The sequence below is a fragment of the Enterococcus sp. DIV0421 genome, from assembly GCF_051713745.1.
Taxonomy (GTDB): Bacteria; Bacillota; Bacilli; order Lactobacillales; family Enterococcaceae; genus Enterococcus_D; species Enterococcus_D casseliflavus.
Genome location: NZ_JBIOQM010000001.1, coordinates 294919 through 313106 on the forward strand (window position 1 = coordinate 294919; position 18188 = coordinate 313106).

15 protein-coding genes are annotated in these 18188 nt (G+C 37.9%); 1 reads left to right on the forward strand and 14 read right to left on the reverse strand.

The annotated features are described in order from the left end of the window. Window positions 1-274: 274 nt before the first annotated feature. The 10 genes from IGI96_RS01300 to IGI96_RS01345 all read right to left on the reverse strand — a co-directional run bounded on the left by IGI96_RS01300 (window position 275) and on the right by IGI96_RS01345 (window position 13947). Entirely contained in the window at window positions 275-949 is a 675-nt protein-coding gene (locus IGI96_RS01300) for an acyltransferase family protein (protein ID WP_438784793.1), read from the reverse strand. After that, the gene (locus tag IGI96_RS01305; protein ID WP_086338064.1) at window positions 936-2711 is read right to left on the reverse strand and encodes a DUF6020 family protein; all 1776 of its coding nucleotides are present in this window, start codon (window positions 2709-2711) and stop codon (window positions 936-938) included. The genes IGI96_RS01300 and IGI96_RS01305 overlap by 14 nt, the downstream gene beginning before the upstream one ends. Further along, a complete protein-coding gene (locus IGI96_RS01310) occupies window positions 2712-3656 on the reverse strand; it encodes a glycosyltransferase family 2 protein (RefSeq protein WP_086338063.1) in 945 nt (314 codons plus the stop codon). It lies immediately after the preceding gene. Then, the gene (locus IGI96_RS01315) at window positions 3656-6028 is read right to left on the reverse strand and encodes a CDP-glycerol glycerophosphotransferase family protein (RefSeq protein WP_086338062.1); all 2373 of its coding nucleotides are present in this window, start codon (window positions 6026-6028) and stop codon (window positions 3656-3658) included. Before IGI96_RS01315 ends, IGI96_RS01310 begins: the two co-directional genes overlap by 1 nt. A gap of 3 nt (window positions 6029-6031) precedes the next feature. Next, the gene (locus tag IGI96_RS01320; RefSeq protein ID WP_176323947.1) at window positions 6032-6763 is read right to left on the reverse strand and encodes a WecB/TagA/CpsF family glycosyltransferase; all 732 of its coding nucleotides are present in this window, start codon (window positions 6761-6763) and stop codon (window positions 6032-6034) included. Continuing rightward, window positions 6753-7886, reverse strand: coding sequence for a CDP-glycerol glycerophosphotransferase family protein (locus IGI96_RS01325; RefSeq protein ID WP_086338061.1), 1134 nt, complete (start codon window positions 7884-7886; stop codon window positions 6753-6755). The genes IGI96_RS01320 and IGI96_RS01325 overlap by 11 nt, the downstream gene beginning before the upstream one ends. A 169-nt stretch (window positions 7887-8055) precedes the next feature. Continuing rightward, complete coding sequence (asnS, locus tag IGI96_RS01330) at window positions 8056-9354, reverse strand: asparagine--tRNA ligase (protein ID WP_005229504.1); 1299 nt, start codon at window positions 9352-9354, stop codon at window positions 8056-8058. A 43-nt stretch (window positions 9355-9397) separates the two neighbouring features. Continuing rightward, window positions 9398-10591, reverse strand: coding sequence for a pyridoxal phosphate-dependent aminotransferase (locus IGI96_RS01335; protein ID WP_005229502.1), 1194 nt, complete (start codon window positions 10589-10591; stop codon window positions 9398-9400). A 50-nt stretch (window positions 10592-10641) separates the two neighbouring features. Beyond that, the gene (locus tag IGI96_RS01340; protein WP_015510034.1) at window positions 10642-11142 is read right to left on the reverse strand and encodes a cell wall elongation regulator TseB-like domain-containing protein; all 501 of its coding nucleotides are present in this window, start codon (window positions 11140-11142) and stop codon (window positions 10642-10644) included. Between the two features lie 48 nt (window positions 11143-11190). Next, window positions 11191-13947: a helicase C-terminal domain-containing protein gene (locus tag IGI96_RS01345; RefSeq protein ID WP_438784794.1), complete on the reverse strand. Its 2757-nt coding sequence runs from the start codon at window positions 13945-13947 to the stop codon at window positions 11191-11193. Window positions 13948-14159: 212 nt separating this feature from the next. Between IGI96_RS01345 and IGI96_RS01350 the strand changes: the two genes are divergently transcribed. Next, window positions 14160-14930 (forward strand): SDR family oxidoreductase, encoded by a 771-nt coding sequence (locus tag IGI96_RS01350; protein ID WP_438784795.1) that lies wholly within the window; start codon window positions 14160-14162, stop codon window positions 14928-14930. 99 nt (window positions 14931-15029) lie between these two features. Here IGI96_RS01350 and IGI96_RS01355 read toward each other — a convergent pair whose 3' ends face one another. The 4 genes from IGI96_RS01355 to IGI96_RS01370 all read right to left on the reverse strand — a co-directional run bounded on the left by IGI96_RS01355 (window position 15030) and on the right by IGI96_RS01370 (window position 18180). After that, entirely contained in the window at window positions 15030-15662 is a 633-nt protein-coding gene (locus tag IGI96_RS01355; RefSeq protein WP_086338058.1) for an HD domain-containing protein, read from the reverse strand. 111 nt (window positions 15663-15773) lie between these two features. Further along, complete coding sequence (locus tag IGI96_RS01360) at window positions 15774-15974, reverse strand: cold-shock protein (RefSeq protein WP_003126918.1); 201 nt, start codon at window positions 15972-15974, stop codon at window positions 15774-15776. Between the two features lie 278 nt (window positions 15975-16252). Beyond that, entirely contained in the window at window positions 16253-17377 is a 1125-nt protein-coding gene (locus IGI96_RS01365; RefSeq protein WP_086338057.1) for a baeRF6 domain-containing protein, read from the reverse strand. Between the two features lie 107 nt (window positions 17378-17484). Then, window positions 17485-18180 carry a ThuA domain-containing protein gene (locus tag IGI96_RS01370; protein ID WP_086338056.1) on the reverse strand — a complete coding sequence of 232 codons (696 nt, stop codon included), beginning with the start codon at window positions 18178-18180 and terminating at the stop codon, window positions 17485-17487. Window positions 18181-18188 lie beyond the last annotated feature (8 nt).

The following is an 18188-nucleotide window of genomic DNA, read 5'->3' on the forward strand; positions in this document are numbered from 1 at the left end:
AATCAAATTGACTGCCTTTCACAAGTATAGGCCACAAATACTCAGTGCTAAACCATTGGCTACTCTGGATCAAATAAACTCCAAAAGAAGCTCTTGCGACAAATGAATATATCTTTCGTGGTCTAATTTGTAATTTTAGGAAAAATACAAAGATAAGCACTGCAAATATCAATAAATACGGGCTAGAATCACGTGTATAAAAAATTGTCTCATTCCATCCCAAAGCATTAAAAACATTTCCAAAAAAACTATCCTTGTTTGCAAAAATAATCTGCTAACTAATATTAATTCCAATCCCTATAAGCAACATCAAAATATTCATTGTAAATAAAGGAAACATTTTAATTTTCTTAATATTTTTCTCGTTCAATTTTATATAAGCACCGATGGCATATAAAAAAAGAAACCAGACTGGATGAGAGAAATTTAATCCTTTATTATAATAAATAAACGTATATGGACTAAAAATAATAAAAGAAAATATCAAAACTTGTTTTATTTTTTTTATATCCGTACTTACCATTAATTTGTTTATAGCGGGAATACAAAAATACATTAATGTATAAGAGGTAACAAACCAATACTTCCCAAAAACAACTGGGAATAGTCTGAAAATAAACTCTTTCCATTCAAAATGAAAGCCAATATCTGTATTAAAAACTAAAAAGAAATAGATAATTAGCGAAATCAACGTTGTTTCTACCCAAACTTGAAATAAGCTTCTAATTTTAGGAATGGAAGAAATTAGAAAATATCCAGTAATCATTACAAAAATATTTACTCCAAGTTTTCCTCCGATTAATAAGGTCTGAGCTGCTAATTTGTTCAACTGAAAACCCGAGGAAAAATTCCATCCTGACCACAACGCGTAGTGGTGGATTATGATAGCCAGAATTGCTAATATTTTCAACACATCAAAACTTCCTACACGTTGGCTAGTTTTCTGCATTTTCGGACACCCTTTCTGAGAATCGTCCCTTTACAGTAGCCAGCCCTAAAATCCCGATAAATAAATTAGGCAATGCATATCTAATATCTTGCGCAGGAATTGCAACAAAAATTGTACCCATTACTAATACATACGGCATAAAAGCAATTATTAGTTTTGTTTTATTTTGGATAATAAGCATAACCATTGAAAAGAGAAACAAAATAAAGTAAAGGGCAGGCATTAATAAAACATAAAGTCTGCTTTCTAAAATCCAATTTTGTATGGCTAGCAACTGATCCCTTACAACGTTGTCACTTCTAGTAAGTTCATCTAAATTCAAACCTTTGTAATCCGGATCAATTTCCTCTCTCTGTTCTCTAGTCATAAAGAAAAAGGGACCTTGTTGACCGCTTAACTGGTTTCTAAAGAGTGGGCGTAAATTATCCAGTTCTAATGAAAAGTTTGCGTGCCATAAAATTTCGGTTTGCTTCATATATGCTTCTAATGTTAAGCCAGGATTTCTAATTATGAGACCAAGAACTGTTTCTAAAAATTTTTTAGGATCATCCTTTATTACTTGCTTTTTAAATCGTTCTTTAAACTTTATATTATCAACATTATTCGGTTGGTATAGGTTCTTCCAATCCTCTTTTGGCATCAATGTTTCCAAATATGTCATTTCCTCTTTAGATATAGTCCCGTCATTCTTGATAATAGCAGCGGAAATTTGAACAAAAATTCCTAAAGATTCAGTTGAATCACTTCTAATAACGTTGAAGTGATTATAAATAGGACCCGTAATAACTTGATAGCTAAAAACAACTAATCCGATTACGACGAATAATTTAATAAATTTTTTTCTAAATAAAAACACTGCAAATACTAATGTAGATACAAGCAATGCCGGCCATCCATTATGTCTAAAAAAAACAAATCCTAATAAAGTAAAATACAGCAGGACTAGATTTGAGAATTTATTTAGCCATTTTCCTTGGCTTATAATGATTCTTACCAAGTATAAGGTAACTAATAAAAGTGTATAAGTAAATAGAGAGTCTTTAACTATATATATACTAGCTAACGGAAAGATCGGTATAGCTATAAAAAAGATACAAGATATCGTCGCAAATTTACTTCCTACAAACTCTCTAATAAAATCACAAAAATATGCCATAATCAAACTATAAATAACAATTTGGAATACTATAAATCCTATTGGATATTTTCCTAACGAAGTAGCCATAATAACAAATGTGTGCCCCACTGGATGCCAATCATTCCATGGTACATTACTTGTCTGGATTTGATCCCATTGATTGATAGAATCCGGGAAAAATATTCCTGGATAATATGCATATAAATAAATACTTGACATAAGAAAAAAAGCTAAAGTATATACCCAAAAGGATGTGACTTTTCTTTTAGAACTTTCTTGGGGAGGAATTAATAAATAATCTTGTAAAGCGGAAAAAAAGCAAAGAAAATAAGCAAATGTACCCAATAAATAGATTCCTTGCATACTAAATATTAGATTAAATGTTGTCAATATTTCTGAAGGTATTAAACTAATTCCCATGATCGTTGCAAATAGAAAAGATATAAAAAAATTGGTCAACCGACTATAGGGTCTTTTTTTTACACTGTCACTTAAAAAAAACAATAGAATAAAATTAATTACAGACATTCCGATTATTACTTTTATATCTTGGAAAAGCATCATGCTGAATAATACCGATGCTGTCAGCCAGAAGAAATATTTAATATAGGTACTGTTTAGCAATTATTTCCCTTCCCTCTTTAACTCAAATAACAGACGATAGACATCCATTTCGTATTGAGCTCTTGACTTTCTAGCCACTGTATCTAAGATTAGTCCACAAACAAATGCTAACATAGCCATTAAAACAAGTCCGACAGCTAGCACTGCAGATGGTAATTTATCGATTAACCCTGTTCTATAAAATTCACTTAAAACTGGAATTCCCGCAATTAAGCCAAAAATTAAGAAGATTAACGCCCACCAAGAAAAGAAAATTAATGGTTTATAGTCTTTAAATAGATTGAATATTGTTTTCAAAACCTTAAATCCATCAGTAAAAGTGTTTAGTTTGGATTCACTACCTTCTGGTCGATCACGATATTCAATAGGAACTTCTACTAAATTAAAACGTTTATCTAAAGAATGAATGCTTAACTCTGTTTCAATCTCAAAACCTGGGCTTAAAACAGGAAAGCTTTTAACAAATAACTTGTTGAATCCTCGATACCCTGTCATAATATCTTGATAGTTTGCTTTATACAATCCATTAATTAAACTTCTAACCAAGCTATTGCCTAACCCATGAAAAGCACGTTTATTTTCTTCTGCATAAGTCCCATTTGATAATCGGTCACCAATCGTCATATCTGCGCGCTTTTCTTGAAGTGGCGCTAATAGTTTAAAAACTTCTTCAGCTGGATAAGTATCGTCCCCATCTGCCATGATGTAATAATCTGCATCAATGTCTCGGAACATAGATCGGACTACATTCCCTTTTCCTTGCTTAAATTCTTTTCGAACAATTGCTCCTGCGGCTTTAGCTATTTCAAAAGTATTATCGCTTGAATTATTATCATAAACATAAATGTCAGCCTCTGGTAAAACATTTTTAAAGTCTTTAATAACTTTCTCAATGGTTTTTTCTTCATTGTAACATGGTAATAATATTGCTATTTTCTCTTTCATTAACTATTCCACCTTATCATCAATTGTTTTATTATATTTTTTTCGGTATCAATCGCATCCCACGAAAGTAGATTCTGAAGTATTTTCTGGTTATATAATTTTTCATTATGATTCTTTATTTCACAGGCAAGTTCCTCTTCTGTATATGATTGTCCTATTAAGCCCGTTAATTTTTCTAAATCAAAATACCAACCTATACTATTCTCATAATCTAAAGCATCTTCTTGTAAAATAATGATTTTTTTATCTACGTGAGCAAAATCAAACATAGCAGATGAATAATCTGTAATCAATATATCAGCTATTAAGTATAATTCCTGTATATCAGATATTTCATTAAAGAAACAATGAATACGTGGATCTAAATTATTGTAATAATTGATTAACTCTGATTCTAAAGGATGCAATTTTACAATTAGTTCATATTCATTTGGCAACTGATTCAAAACTTTTATAAAATCAAGTTGACTGATAGCATCTCTTTTTTGTTTTCTCCAAGTTGGACAATACAAAATATATTTTTTCCCTAACTCGAAATTATAATTAAAATACTTCCCTAACAGCTTATTTTTTAATGCCGTATTATCTTTATTTTTTATCAAAAAAGCATTTCTTGGTGCGCCACTTTTTAAAATTTTTAATTGTTTGTTTTTTTCTAATTGAAAAGCACTTTCAAATAATTTTAAATTCCGTGGAGAAGAAGTAATCAAGTAATTCCATTTTTTCATTCTTGGGATAAATGCGGATACTTCAGTTTCTCTTTGACGAAAATCAACTAAATCTGCAACCATTTTTTTTAGAGGAACACCATGCCAAGTTTCTAAAAAAATCTGGCCCTCTACTTTGCCTGCTTTATCCAACGAATTCCCATTCAATATCACTAACTTTGATTTTCTAAACTTTGTGACATATTGTTTTCCGCCTAGACGCACCGGTATCATTCCGTAAGAATATATTTCCATGTCAACTAATTCATTCACTGAGCTAACGTAAAACGTGTATTCAGGAAAATTTTTCTTTAACGCTATGGCAAGATATTTCGGATCACCTGCGAAAGATTTGCCATGAAAAGATTCTACAAAAACAAAATCATCCCTCAGATTTCCCTTTAACAGTATATCACTTGTAGGAGTTGCCTCTGTTTTTCTCATCAATCTCTTTAACATTTCTTTAGTTTTCACAGAAGAAACAATAGGTCCGATAACCCTCATCTCTTTTAATCTAAGATAAATCTTAAGAGCAAATGTATCTTTACTTAGATTATTCTGATCATAAATCATTTGATATAGATTATCTGCTTTACCTTCGAAACGTTGCTTATTTACTAGCGGCGCGGATAGAATTGTTTCTTCATATTTCTTGCCATAATCTTCCAAGGGGCTCAAGTCTTCAACCAAAGGGATGTCGTGTTTAAACAAATGCAGCTTTTCAGAGTAATTCTCGTTTACATAATGAATAATCTCTTGTGCATCTTTTATAATGTTCTTCTCTAACCAACAAAAACTTTTGAAGTCACGATAAATATCCTTTAGTGAATTGTCGTCTCCTTTATATAAAACGATTGGACGGCCATCTATAAATGCTTCAATAATAGAATAACCAAGAGTTTCATAACGAGCTGTTGACAAATAGATTCCATATTCAGGCACTTTATGATTCAAGAAAACATTCTCACTTAAATGATACAATTCAATTAAGTTTTTATATAAAATTTCACCGGTTCCAGTTCCATTAATATATAATTTATAATGATTTTTGCCTGCTCTGTGAACTAGATAATCCATTAACTTAATACTATAAGCTATATCTTTCTGTGATTCATCAAATCTTGAATATACTAAAAAATTGACTTCCGAATTTATTTTTTTCAAAGAAACATCTTTATTTTGTACCTTATTTGCCAAATGACGAATACTTACTGGAAAAACAACAATATTATTATCTTTAAATTTATCCTTTAATGTTTGTTTGATCTTTTCTGTTGCTACTCGATATGTATCAATAGCATCCGGTGCAAAATCGGTTTCTGGATCAATTAAACTCAGAGGTGTGTGGACTTCTCCAATCACTTTTACTTGAGGGAATTTTTCCTTAATTATTTTTGCAAAGACAAAAAGGCTTTCTCGAGTGATGATATACGTATCTGCTTCCTGACTCTCTGAGAAATCTTTTAACTGATAAAATTGAATTTTGTCTGGATTAATAAATAATTTTTTTATTTTTTTCACTTTCAGGCTAGAAAAAGGTAATAAATTGAAATAGATAATTTCTTTATTATCTGCTAAAAATTCATTGATTAGATTTGTATTACTTCGAGTTGTTCCTCCTGTACCAAATAAATCATAACCAACTATTCCTATTTTTCTTGTCATAACTTAATCGTCTCCTCTAACCTTCCACCACAAACTTTTCACCACAAAGATAGGCAACTGAATAATCCGACCAATCCGTTTCGGATTACTTAACGAACGATAAAGCCACTCTAAATGTAAGTTTATAATCATTTTTGGCGCTCGTTTTACTCGTCCGCTTAAAACATCGAAACTCCCTCCTACATCTTGTAGGACAGTAACATTTAAGCGAGATGTGTTACGAGCCAACCATTGCTCTTGACGTGGAAATCCCAATGCTACAAAGAGAAAGTCTGGCTTTGCTCTATTTATCATTTCAACTACTTCCACTTCTGATAAAGAAGTGTAACCATCTATTCCACCAGTAATTGTCAAGTTAGGATATAATTCACGAGTATTTTCTATGGCATCAAATAAAACTTCGGGTTTCGCTCCATAAAAAAAAACTCTTTTTTGATGATTATCAGCATATTCTAAAAATTTCACCATTAAATCAAATCCAGCTACGCGTTCTTTAATTTTACCACCAGTTAGTTGGGAAACTAGCACTATTCCTATTCCATCGGGAATACGATGTGTACTTTGTTTGATAAATTCTACTATGTCAGGATATTTTTTTGCGTCAACAGCTATTTGTGGATTTATGCTAATCGCCGTCATTTTCTTTCCATTCTCAAAATATAAAGGCAATTCTGCCAAAATAGTTTGATAAGTAACCTGATCAACAGGTAATCCCATGATTACTTCAGTATTCATATTGTGCGTTCACCCACTCTACTAGTTGTTCTATGGCATTCCCTTTAACATATGTGTTCCATTCTTGGTTGAATTGGTTTAAATCACTTGTTCCCTTTTGTATGATTCTGACAAGTTCATCTTGTGTTTTAGCTATGCTCTTTTGTTTTTTGAAACAATCTTGGATACCAACAGTTTTATCATATAAATCATAATCATAACAAAAATAGCAAATCATACCACTCGGGTTGCTTAAACTATACTCAAAAGGTATTGAAGAATAATCAGTCACTAAACAGTCGATTATCGGAAATAAATCTTGGATTTTGTAGCCTTCAAAATTCGTTATGATTCCTTCAATTTTTTTTAAATGTTGTAACTGCTCTAAATCATGGGGATGAAGTTGCACAAGAATGTTCCACTCAGGTAACTCTGTTAGTAATCTGTTAAAATCAATAAAAAAATCTCCTCGTTCTTCCCTGTAGGTTGGTGCGTAGAGGAGCAATTTTTTTCCTCCAAAAATTTTTTTCATTTCTTTTATTTTTTCATCATCACGTTTAAAATACTGATCCGTTGGTGGATAGCCAAAGGGTAAAAAAGTCAATTCACGTTGATAGCTTCTCTCAAAAATTGACGCCATCTTAGGTGAACTTACCACATAGTGGGTATATCGACGATAAACATCCTTATAACGTTTTTGATCGGCCTGGGTTGCTTTTTTAGCATAGTGAGCTTCTAAACCGAATTTTTTAATTGCTCCATTGGCATGCCATAGTTGAACTATTTTTGTTTTGGGTAAAAAGTCAATCCCACCTAATATAGCAAAATAGTTATCGCACAATATAACTCTTGCGCTTTTCAATAAAGGAACAATATGTCTAAATAAAATCAGTTGTGAATCGATACAGTAAATTGGACATCCTTTTTCTTGATAAGTTCTTGCTAAATCAGTTGCGTTCTTTGTATAACAAATTGTCAGTCGTTTTTGATATTTCTGAAACAACTTCTCAATTATATAATTGCTTGTACTAGGAAAACTAAGTAAATAAACAATTTGCTGATGCTGTTTCTTATTTTTTTTAGCAAATCGCTTAATTGTGAATAAATAACTTTGCTTAATTTTCGCAAGAAGCCATGATTTCATCACAGTGTCCCTTTCTTTTTTACGCTACCTTTCATTTTACCCGATATTCATCTAAAAGAAAATAATTGTAATAAAACCGTTATATTGTTACCAATAATGAAACATAAATGAAACTTCAAAATAAAAAAAATAACAGATGGTTGAATAGTTACCAACCATCTGCATTTCCCTAAGGATAAATCCGATTCAACAGCCGTGGAAACGGAATGGATTCTCTTACGTGCTCGATTCCTGATAACCAGGTAACGGTCCGTTCTAATCCAAGACCAAAGCCGGTGTGAGGAACTGAGCCGTACTTGCGTAGATCTAAATACCATGAATATTCATTTTCGTCCAAGCCGTGGGCGCGGATTTGTTCTAGCAGGTATTCATGATCGATGGCACGTTCAGAACCGCCTATGATCTCGCCATAGCCTTCTGGTGCGATCATATCGGCACAGATCACGACATCTTCTCTCGTTGGATGTGGCTTCATATAGAAAGGTTTGATGGCTTTTGGATAGTTTAAGATAAAGACGGGCTGATCGAATGAATTGGCAATAAAGGTCTCATGTGGTGAGCCAAAGTCATCGCCCCATTGAATATCATCAAAGCCGTTCTTTTGTAATAATGCCACTGCATCATCGTAAGAGATTCGTGGGAATGGTAATTTGGTGTATTTTTTCAAGACTTCACGGTCACGGCCTAAGACGTCTAATGCATAGTCACAGTTATCGAGCACATTTTGCACTAAGAATGCCACGTACTGCTCTTGGACTTCCAAGCTTTCTTCTTGGTGCATAAAGGCCATTTCTGGTTCAATCATCCAAAATTCAATCAAGTGACGACGTGTCTTTGATTTTTCGGCACGGAAAGTTGGTCCAAAAGAAAAGACTTTGCCAAACGCCATAGCGGCAGCTTCCATGTACAATTGACCAGACTGAGACAAATATGCTTTTTGATCGAAATAGTTGGTTTCAAATAAATCGGTCGTTCCTTCTGGTGCTGATCCAGTTAGGATCGGTGGATCGATTTTGATGAAGCCATTCTTGTTGAAAAATTCATACGTTGCCCGAATGATTTCGTTTCGGATTTGCATGATGGCGTGTTGTTTTGAGGAACGCAACCATAAATGACGATGGTCCATCAAGAAATCTGTTCCGTGTTCTTTTGGTGTGATTGGGTAATCATGGCTTTCCCCAACAACCTCTAAACCAGAGATACCAATTTCATAGCCGAATTTTGAGCGGCTGTCTTCTCTGATTTCCCCAGTGACCAGTACGGCAGTTTCCTGATTTAGATTTTTCGCTAATTGGAAAACTTCTTCCCCTACTTCACTTTTTACAACGATTCCTTGAAAATACGCTGTTCCGTCACGAAGTTGTAAAAAGGCGATCTTGCCGCTAGAACGTTTGTTAGCAACCCATGCTCCGATTTGAACGGTTTCGCCAACATGTTTTTTTGCATCTAAAATTTGAATAGATTCCACTTGATTCTCTCCTATCTAATTAATAAAGGCACCATAGAGCATTTTAAGCTTTTTGGCGTTTCTTTTCAACAAAATCATGGATTCGTTTGGTAGCTTCCGCTAACGTGTCCCAATCAGTTGCATAGCTGATGCGTAAATAATCTGGTGTACCAAAACCAGCACCAGTCACTACTGCCACGTGGGCTTCCATCAGCAAGGCCTCCACGAAGGCATCAATGGTTTGATAGCCGCACATCGTCATGGCTTCTTTGACATTTGGGAACAAGTAAAACGCGCCTTGGGGTTTCGTCACCTGAAAACCAGGAATAGCGGCAATTAGCGGATATAGTTTGTTCAAGCGCTCTTCGAAGGCCTGACGCATCACTTCGATCGATTCTTGATTCCCAGTCAGTGCCTCAACTGCTGCGTATTGGCTAGCAGCCGGCGGGTTGCTAGTAGCTTGGGAAGCGATATCGATCATCGCTTTGATGATTTTTGCATCGCCGACAGCAAATCCGATCCGCCACCCAGTCATAGAATAGGTTTTAGAAACGCCATTGATCACGATGGTTTGTTTGCGTATCTCTTCTGATAAGCTTGCGATAGATGTAAAGGTATTGCCGTTATAAACCAAACGGCCATAGATATCATCGGCAATGATCCAAATATTATTTTCCACTGCCCAGTTGCCGATTGCCGTTAACGCTTCTTTTGAGTAAATCGCCCCTGTAGGGTTGGCAGGCGAGTTTAAAATAATGGCTTTCGTTTTCTCTGTACGAGCAGCTTCTAATTGAGCCACAGAAACTTTAAAATCGGCTTCTTGCTTGGCTTCAACAAACACAGGTGTCCCTTGCGCTAAACGGACTTGTTCCGCATAGCTGACCCAATAAGGCACTGGAATGAGTACTTCATCCTCTTCATCAAGGAGCGCTTGAAACAGCGTATAAAGGGCAAACTTCGCGCCATCTGTCACGATCACTTGGTTTGAATCATAGTCAGCACCATAAAACTCTTTCATATAAGCAAGAATCGCCTGTTTTAACTCAGGAATCCCCGCAGTTGCTGTGTAAAAACTAGCCTTGCCGCTCTCAATCGCTGCGATCGCTGCTTGGCGAATGTTTTTCGGGGTAATAAAGTCGGGTTCACCGACAGTTAGACTTAATACGTCTACACCTTGGTCCGCTAACGCTTTTGCCTTAGCAGATGCCGCTAACGTTGCGGAGGGTTCCAATTTTTCTGCTCTTTTTGAAAGTACCATGTTTATCATCCTTTCTACGATCCAAAATTCATTCTATCATAAGCGTCTTCCTATAGTTCAGTGATCGCTTTGATTTCTTCGCCATCTTTGAAACCAATCAAATAATAGTTCAAACGACCCTCGCCATCTTTCGTCATGACTTCCCAAGTTGGCTCGCCTTCAAAAATACCCAATGCGGCCTTTTGGATTTCCTGACCTTGATGATTGTCGCGAACAAATGCCTTAGCTTGTGCTTCCGTCAGCCCATCCGCTTGATTAAAAACAGAAACCTTCTCACCGCTTTTTGGGATGATCACAACGATCTCATTGTTATTCGTATCCTTTCCAACAATGCTAAAGGAGGTTTCCTCACGGGTAAACCAATAAAATTGTTCGACCTCTGCTAAATCGGTGTATCTTTCTGCTATTTCGATTGCTTCGTTTCTTGCTTGTCGCATTGGACGAGAAGAACGGAGATAGAAAATAGAAGCGAAGAGAATAACGACCAGTAAGACTGTGATCGCACTCAGCAAAATAACCACACGCCGATGTTCTTTGTCTTTTGTTTTCACACTTCGTACTCCAATCTTAAATAAAATCCATTATATCAGATGTTCAACTCATTTTTCAAAATCGGCTGCTGCTTTTTCCTCTTGCGCAAAAAAATGTTGGATGTCTTCGGCGATCTCGGTTGGACTTGCTTCAATCAGAGGTAAGTTTTTGGGTAAGCCTTTGACCATTCGTTTGCCATACTTTGTCGATAGCAAGCGTCGATCAAGGACGACCATCACGCCGATATCCTCCTCGGAACGGATCAAGCGCCCCAATGCTTGGCGCAGCCGTAAAATCGCTTTAGGTAAGGCATCTTCTTTAAAAGAATCAATGCCTTCTGCTTCCAAAAAGGCGTGCCGTGCTTGGACCATGGGTTGTTTAGGGTTCTCAAAAGGCAATCGGGTCACCACAGCGATCTTCAGTGCCTGTCCTGGCAAATCGCCCCCTTCCCAAAAACTGCTAGTCCCTAATAAGATACCATTTTCCGCTAATAAAAATTTCTTTAAGATTTTCTCACGGGTTCCGCCAGTCCCTTGAGCAACGATTTCTCTGCCATAATGCAGGGCTTTTTTATTCAATCGATCATAGACATTTTTCAAAGTTTCGTGCGCCGTAAACAACACAAGCGCTGGTTGCGGATTGTCAAACAAAATCGGGACCAACGCTTCGACTAAATAATCCGCGTATTCGGCAGCTGATGCTTGTTGGATCGAGAGACCTTTTTTGATTACATACAGTCGCGTTTGCTTGCTGTAATCATAAAAGGCAGGAATCGTTTTGACTGGCACATCCGTCAAGCCGATCTGATGGGCAAAATATTCTTTGTTGCCTGGGATCTTCAATGTCCCCCCTAGATAAATGATGTGCTGATAGCGTTGGTACCATGTGCTCTCCACGATCGAATGTCCTTCTAGATCAGCTAACTCAATCACAGCATTTCCTGACTGGGGATGCTTTTTCAGCCAATGAACGTAACGAGGATGCCACCAAGTCAACCACGCGGTCACTGTTTGTTCCTGTGCGTCCATTTGACTAAAGAAATCAAATAAACGGGCAATCACGATCCGTTGTCTTGCATACCACCGATCATTGGTCAACTCGAATCGCTGACGCAGCTGCTGTTGAATCTCATTGATTTCCTGATAATAGAGACTCAATTTTTGATGTAGCTTGTCCTGCTCTAATGACCCATCATAGAGGTCATGATGCTGAACGACTTGTAATTCTGGGGCATCGATCAATAAGGTGCGAAAATACTGTTCTTGTGTTTCGACCAAAACCGACAATGCATTTCGATACAACGAGAACATCCGTTGCAAAAAATCGTCCTCGGTAATGACCTGGGCAATTTCTTCCAATAGTCCTTCTTCATTCAGCTGTAAAAACTGCCGCTTGAAATGAGCAGAGTCAAAGACATGTTGACTAAAGCCTTCTGCTTGCTGCGGCAACTGTTGGGCCTCATCGATCAACAAATAATCACTCGTTGGCAACAGTGGCTGCGCCCGTCGGTTTTCCTGCATTAAAAAGGCATGATTGACGATCAAAACATTGCTTTGCGCCATCCGCCGATATAAATGTCGGACAAAATCTTGTTCATAGAAGGGTTGATCTTTGGCTAAAAAGTCGACCCCGCGATGGCGAATGTCGGTAAATAAAGGATGATCAAGACGAACTAAATTCAATTCATCAAAGTCACCTGTTTCTGTTTTGGTCAGCCAGACTAAGATCCCCATCTGATATTGGGCGTATTGCTTTTGTTCTACCGGTTGATCCAGCGTCGCTTTAAAGCGCTGCAAATCAATGTAATGACGATGGCTTTTGACCAAGACCGCTTGCAAAGGCTGCTGCAGTACTTGGTTCACCAATGGAATGTCTTTGCTAATGATCTGATTTTGTAAAAGAATCGATGAGGTGCTAACGATCAATGGATTTTCTGGCGTCGCTAAATAAGCGGCTGGAAACAAGTAACCGATGGTTTTTCCCATCCCCGTTTCTGCTTCAATAATCAAATTTTTCTCTGGTTGGGTGTAATGCGTATACACCGCATTCATCAAACGTGCTTGTTGTTTCCGATAGATCAAGTGCTCGCCAAAGCGCTGTTCTTTTTCCGTTTTTACTTTCGGATACGTTTCTTGAAAATGCGTGGCTTCAAAAAGCGGAACAGTTTTTTTTCGCAGGACGACGCCGTCGATCACTTCGAAATCTTCCGCCAACTCTGGTCCTTTTTCTTTCAAAATTCCGTGAATATACTCACTCGTTTGCATCCCCATCTGACCGCTTAAAAGCGCAATCTGTTTAAGAGTCGTCCGTGGTAGCTGTCGCATGATTGCTTCAATGTATAAAAATAAAGCTGCGGTCACTTCTGCATCACTATCGGCTTGATGCGGGTTGTCATGACGAAAGCCGATGCTGTCTGCCAGATCACCTAAGCGAAAGCTGCTTTCTGTCGGCAAAAACACTTGCGCCAATTCCACCGTATCGATCCCTGGAATCGATAAAGGCGGCAGACCGCAACGAACAAATTCATTGCTTAAAAAATGATAGTCAAAATAAATGTTATGCGCCACGAAAATCGTATTGCTGAGTAAGTTGTAGATCGTGTCAGCTATGTCTTCGAAATAAGGCGCTTTGCTTACTTGCTGGTTTGTGATGTGTGTCAATCGTTGAATTTGCTTAGAAATTCTGCGGTCAGGGTTGATATCTGCGGCAAAACGATTAATGATCTTGCCATCTTGGACTAAGACGCAGCCAAATTGAATAATTCGATCAATCGTCGAATCGGTTCCTGTTGTTTCAAGATCCACCACAGCGTATATGGGTTTCATTGTATTCCTCCTTGCACACTGTCTGCATTATACTACAAAATCAATGGCGATTACATCTGTTTTCCCATCGGATACGAGGGTTCGCAGGAAGAAGAACCTTACTATCTAGTATCCGTATTTATCAGCCAAAGGAATTTGTCACTCGTCGCTGATCGCTTTTTTCGACAAAAAAAGAGATCTTTTTTATAATTTACTATAAGGAGGCGAAAAAAATGAATGATTTCAAAAACAAACGAGTGATTGTAACGGGGGCTGCTTCAGGGATTGGAAAAGCGGTGGCAGAACAATTTCTAGCCCAGGGTGCTCTTGTTGGGTTAATTGATCGCAACGAGGAGGAGCTGCAGGAGTTTCTTGCTGACTATGACGCACAAACCCACTATCGTGCCGTTGACGTCACTGAAGCAGAGAAGCTGCAAGAAGCGATGAGTGTTCTTGTGGAAGAACTAGGTGGTCTCGATGTACTTCACGTCAATGCCGGCATCAACGGTACTTGGACACCGATCGAAGAATTGACGGTGGCGGAATGGGACCAGACGATCAACACAAATTTACACAGTACCTTTATTACCGTCAAAGCTGCGATCCCATTTATGAAAGCAAACGGCGGCAGCATTGTCATTACGAGTTCAGTCAATGGAAACCGCATCTTCAGCAATTTTGGTGCGACTGCTTACAGTACATCTAAGGCAGGTCAAGTCGCCTTTACAAAAATGGCTGCGCTGGAACTTTCTGGTTATAATATTCGGGTCAATGCCATCTGCCCTGGGGCGATCGCAACGAATATCGATGCCAGCACAGAAATTGAAGAAGAGGTTGCTCGCGTTGAGATCCCCGTCAAATATCCAGAACGTTCTCGACCATTAAAACAAGAAACAGGCGTGCCAGAACAAGTCGCCAACCTTGTACTTTTTCTATCTTCAGAGGCTGCGGGCAATATTTCTGGAACGGAAGTCTATATTGATGGAGCGGAATCTTTGCTTTAATACAACAAAAAAACGAAAAATCAAACCTGCTCCCCTCACTTGTTTCAAGTAAAACCTGTGAGATGGATCATTTCTTGATTTTTCGTTTTTTCTTTTTGTTTATTTTTCCACCAAAGCTGCGATTTCTTCTAGAAAAGCAGTCTTGCCATAAAAATCTGCATTCAATAACTCGGGAAAAATGGCTTCAAAGAAATAAGTCACACATGGACGATGCTGAAACGCTTTGACCGTCAAAATCGCTTCACGAAACATTTCTTTGAACACTTTGTCGGGGTTGCTTTTTGAGATCTCTTCAAAAGACTCATACAAAAGATCGATCTTATCCGCAATTGCCAAAAGCTGTCCTTCAAGGCTGTTGTCTTTGCCATCCGCCAAGCGTCTGCGATACGTCGCTTGAAAGCTTTGGGGGATTTCTTCTTCTATGAAAGCATCGGTCATTTTTTCTTCAACGGTTGATAACATCGCCCGCAATTCTTTGTTTGCATATTTGACTGGCGTTTTGATGTCGCCAATGAAACGTTCCGTGTAATCATGGTTCAAGGCTTTTTCATAAAGAATTTGCCAATCGACTTGATTTCCCGCTTGTTCTTCGATATCGGCTAAGGTCTGGGCGATCATGGTTACTCGAAACGAATGAGCGGCCACGCTGTGCTCGGTAAACTTAAAAAATCCAGGTGCTCGTTGGATTTTTTCTAAATTAGCCAATCCAAGAATAAATTCATTCAATCCCATCAGTTTGCCTCCTTTTTTTTCTAAGAGTATAACAACTACTTTCTCCGCAAGCAAATATCACGCGCACAAAAAAAAAGAGCAGCTAAGCTGCTCTTAAAAGGCATTCACAAATTACGCTTTGTTAACGTTAGTCGCTTGAGGGCCACGTTGTCCGTCTTCGATATCGAAAGTCACTGCTTGACCTTCTTCTAAAGTTTTGAAGCCTTCGCCTTGGATAGCTGAGAAATGAACGAATACATCGTTACCGTTTTCTGCAGTGATGAATCCAAAACCTTTGTCTGAGTTAAACCATTTAACTGTACCTGTTTCCATAATAAAAATCCTCCTTGTGTTTATACACATATTTTGCAATTACTTGTATAAGGTGAAAATGTGGAAGATGTTTAAGATGAAACAAGCTACCATAATTTACCGTAACAAAAACTACACTTTGTATTATAGCACATTATCTTCTTTATGACTAATAGAAAATCAAAAAAAATGAAAACGCCTTTATTTTTTTATGATTCGCAAAAAGACTGCTGCACTAAAGATCCGCAACAGTCTTTTCTTTTTTGGAAACGATTTATTTACGAAGGACGCAACTGCGTTTAGTAGCGCAAAATCGCAGTCAAACTTTTTTCTCCTGGGGCATCTTTTTGTTCCAAAATAGATACCTCGCCGCCATTTTCTAAAACATCGATTGCCAGCGTATTTAACACTTGGCGACGATCGTATTCCGTGTCAGGATCTTCTCCAAACCCATCGGCGAGATTGGAAGTCGCTACAAACAGATTGGCGATCCTGCCTTCTTTAGCTGCAGGTACGATATCAACCAATTGGTCAATAAATTTCCGATCCAACAGCTTGCCGTATTCCCCAACTTCTTTTTGTGTCAACTCCGCAATCAGCTTTTGCGTACACGTTTGGATCTCTTTCAAAGATAACGATGCTGGTGAAGAGGAAATGCTTGGTTCTGCTTTGAAAAAGTTCGTTTTTGCCACTTTTTTAAACAGCGTTTGATTTTCTGGTAAAGCAAAAAGATACATTGGTAAATGCTCTTCGTTTGAAAAATCATTTTTAAAAAATGCATCAACTGCTTGGTAGTAGTTGACGTGATCGATCTCGACTTCTTCATCTTTGGCACTAAAGCCGTGATAAGCGACGCCTTCTCCTCCTGAGTTAGGGCCACCTTGGGCACTGTAATTAAAGTTGCCGCCGCCAGTGATTTCTTCCCCCAGCGCTTTTTCGATCGTTGTCGGTGCCTCTTCTGGCAACTCGACTTCACGCACTTGATTGTTTTCAACTTGAAAGACTTGCATTGAATCGCGATTCAACGCTAAGAGATAAAATGGGTAATTAAATTGTGCGTTTTTGATGACAGCTAATACATACGGGGTTTCCCCTACGTAATATTGATCATCCACACGAATACTTAACCGATGAACTAGTACATCTTCTGGTGTGATAATCACCGCCACACTCGTTGTACTGTTACGCCAAAATGATTGATCTGCAAGCAGTTCATCAATTTTCGTTTGAAAAAGATCCCAAGAATGTTCTGGGTATTTCTTTTCAAAGCGGCGCTTCGCATCTTTGGCAAAGTTCTTAAATTTGATTTGATCCTTTTCGACATTCTGGTGGCCGACATGCGTATTGAGCATGATCGTGACAAATGGTCCTTTGATTCCGTCAGATATTACCCGCGATAAAAAACTTTTTCCAAATTTTCCCATTCCACATTACCTCCTGCTTAATCAAATACAAATAAAGTGTACCATGCTTATTTTCTTCCATAAAGTAAAACGATTGCACGCGTTTATTTCCTCATTCGTTTTTCTGATTACTCACTATACTGGCTATTTTTCAGCGGATCAGCCAAAGTATTTCTGGTGGCCCATAGAAAGCCTCGTTTAGTCCAAGTCTGAATGGTGGGCTCTTCTAGCTCTTTTAGACTGTGTCCAATGGATTGAAAAAAGACTCTGCCCTTGCCCCATTTTTTGATCCACATCATTGGCAGTATGACTTCTTGGTTAGCTGCATTCGGATGATCTTTAGCGGCAAATGTTGAGGTAGCTAACACAGTGACGGCTGGATCAACCAGACAATAGTATTGCTCCGTCGTCAACTGAGGGATCGATTGCGTATTTGCCGTAATATAGTGATCTGTCGTAAGATCGATGCTATAGGTCGTTTCCAATCCACCAGGATGTGCCAAAAAACAGCCGCCAGTCAGAAACAACCAGCCTTTACTGGCTTGAAAAGCCGAGGCAAAGCCGCCATGAACGCCTGCTAATCCTAACCCTTCTGCTACAGCCTGAGTGACATTTTGCAGCGGCTCATCAGGCAATTCTCCTCGCGTCCAATTCATGATCAACAGATCCAGCCTTTTTAATTCTTCTTTATGATAGAGAGGTTCAAAATCTGAGGCGAGTATCATCTGATATCCTTCTGACTCCAGCAGTGTTTGGTAAAACTGACTGGTTTCTTTTGGGGCGTGTCCTTCCCAACCTCCGTAAATGATCAATGCTTGTTTCATTTTGTGTT

What these genes read in the sequence shown, in the direction of transcription:
- IGI96_RS01300 (WP_438784793.1), bottom strand. Translation starts at nt 949, where the DNA reads ATGCAGAAAACTAGCCAACGTGTAGGAAGTTTTGATGTGTTGAAAATA.
- IGI96_RS01310 (WP_086338063.1), bottom strand. Translation starts at nt 3,656, where the DNA reads ATGAAAGAGAAAATAGCAATATTATTACCATGTTACAATGAAGAAAAA.
- IGI96_RS01315 (WP_086338062.1), bottom strand. Translation starts at nt 6,028, where the DNA reads ATGACAAGAAAAATAGGAATAGTTGGTTATGATTTATTTGGTACAGGA.
- IGI96_RS01320 (WP_176323947.1), bottom strand. Translation starts at nt 6,763, where the DNA reads ATGAATACTGAAGTAATCATGGGATTACCTGTTGATCAGGTTACTTAT.
- IGI96_RS01325 (WP_086338061.1), bottom strand. Translation starts at nt 7,886, where the DNA reads ATGAAATCATGGCTTCTTGCGAAAATTAAGCAAAGTTATTTATTCACA.
- IGI96_RS01335 (WP_005229502.1), bottom strand. Translation starts at nt 10,591, where the DNA reads ATGGTACTTTCAAAAAGAGCAGAAAAATTGGAACCCTCCGCAACGTTA.
- IGI96_RS01345 (WP_438784794.1), bottom strand. Translation starts at nt 13,947, where the DNA reads ATGAAACCCATATACGCTGTGGTGGATCTTGAAACAACAGGAACCGAT.
- IGI96_RS01350 (WP_438784795.1), top strand. Translation starts at nt 14,160, where the DNA reads ATGAATGATTTCAAAAACAAACGAGTGATTGTAACGGGGGCTGCTTCA.
- IGI96_RS01355 (WP_086338058.1), bottom strand. Translation starts at nt 15,662, where the DNA reads ATGGGATTGAATGAATTTATTCTTGGATTGGCTAATTTAGAAAAAATC.
- IGI96_RS01360 (WP_003126918.1), bottom strand. Translation starts at nt 15,974, where the DNA reads ATGGAAACAGGTACAGTTAAATGGTTTAACTCAGACAAAGGTTTTGGA.
- IGI96_RS01365 (WP_086338057.1), bottom strand. Translation starts at nt 17,377, where the DNA reads ATGGGAAAATTTGGAAAAAGTTTTTTATCGCGGGTAATATCTGACGGA.
- IGI96_RS01370 (WP_086338056.1), bottom strand. Translation starts at nt 18,180, where the DNA reads ATGAAACAAGCATTGATCATTTACGGAGGTTGGGAAGGACACGCCCCA.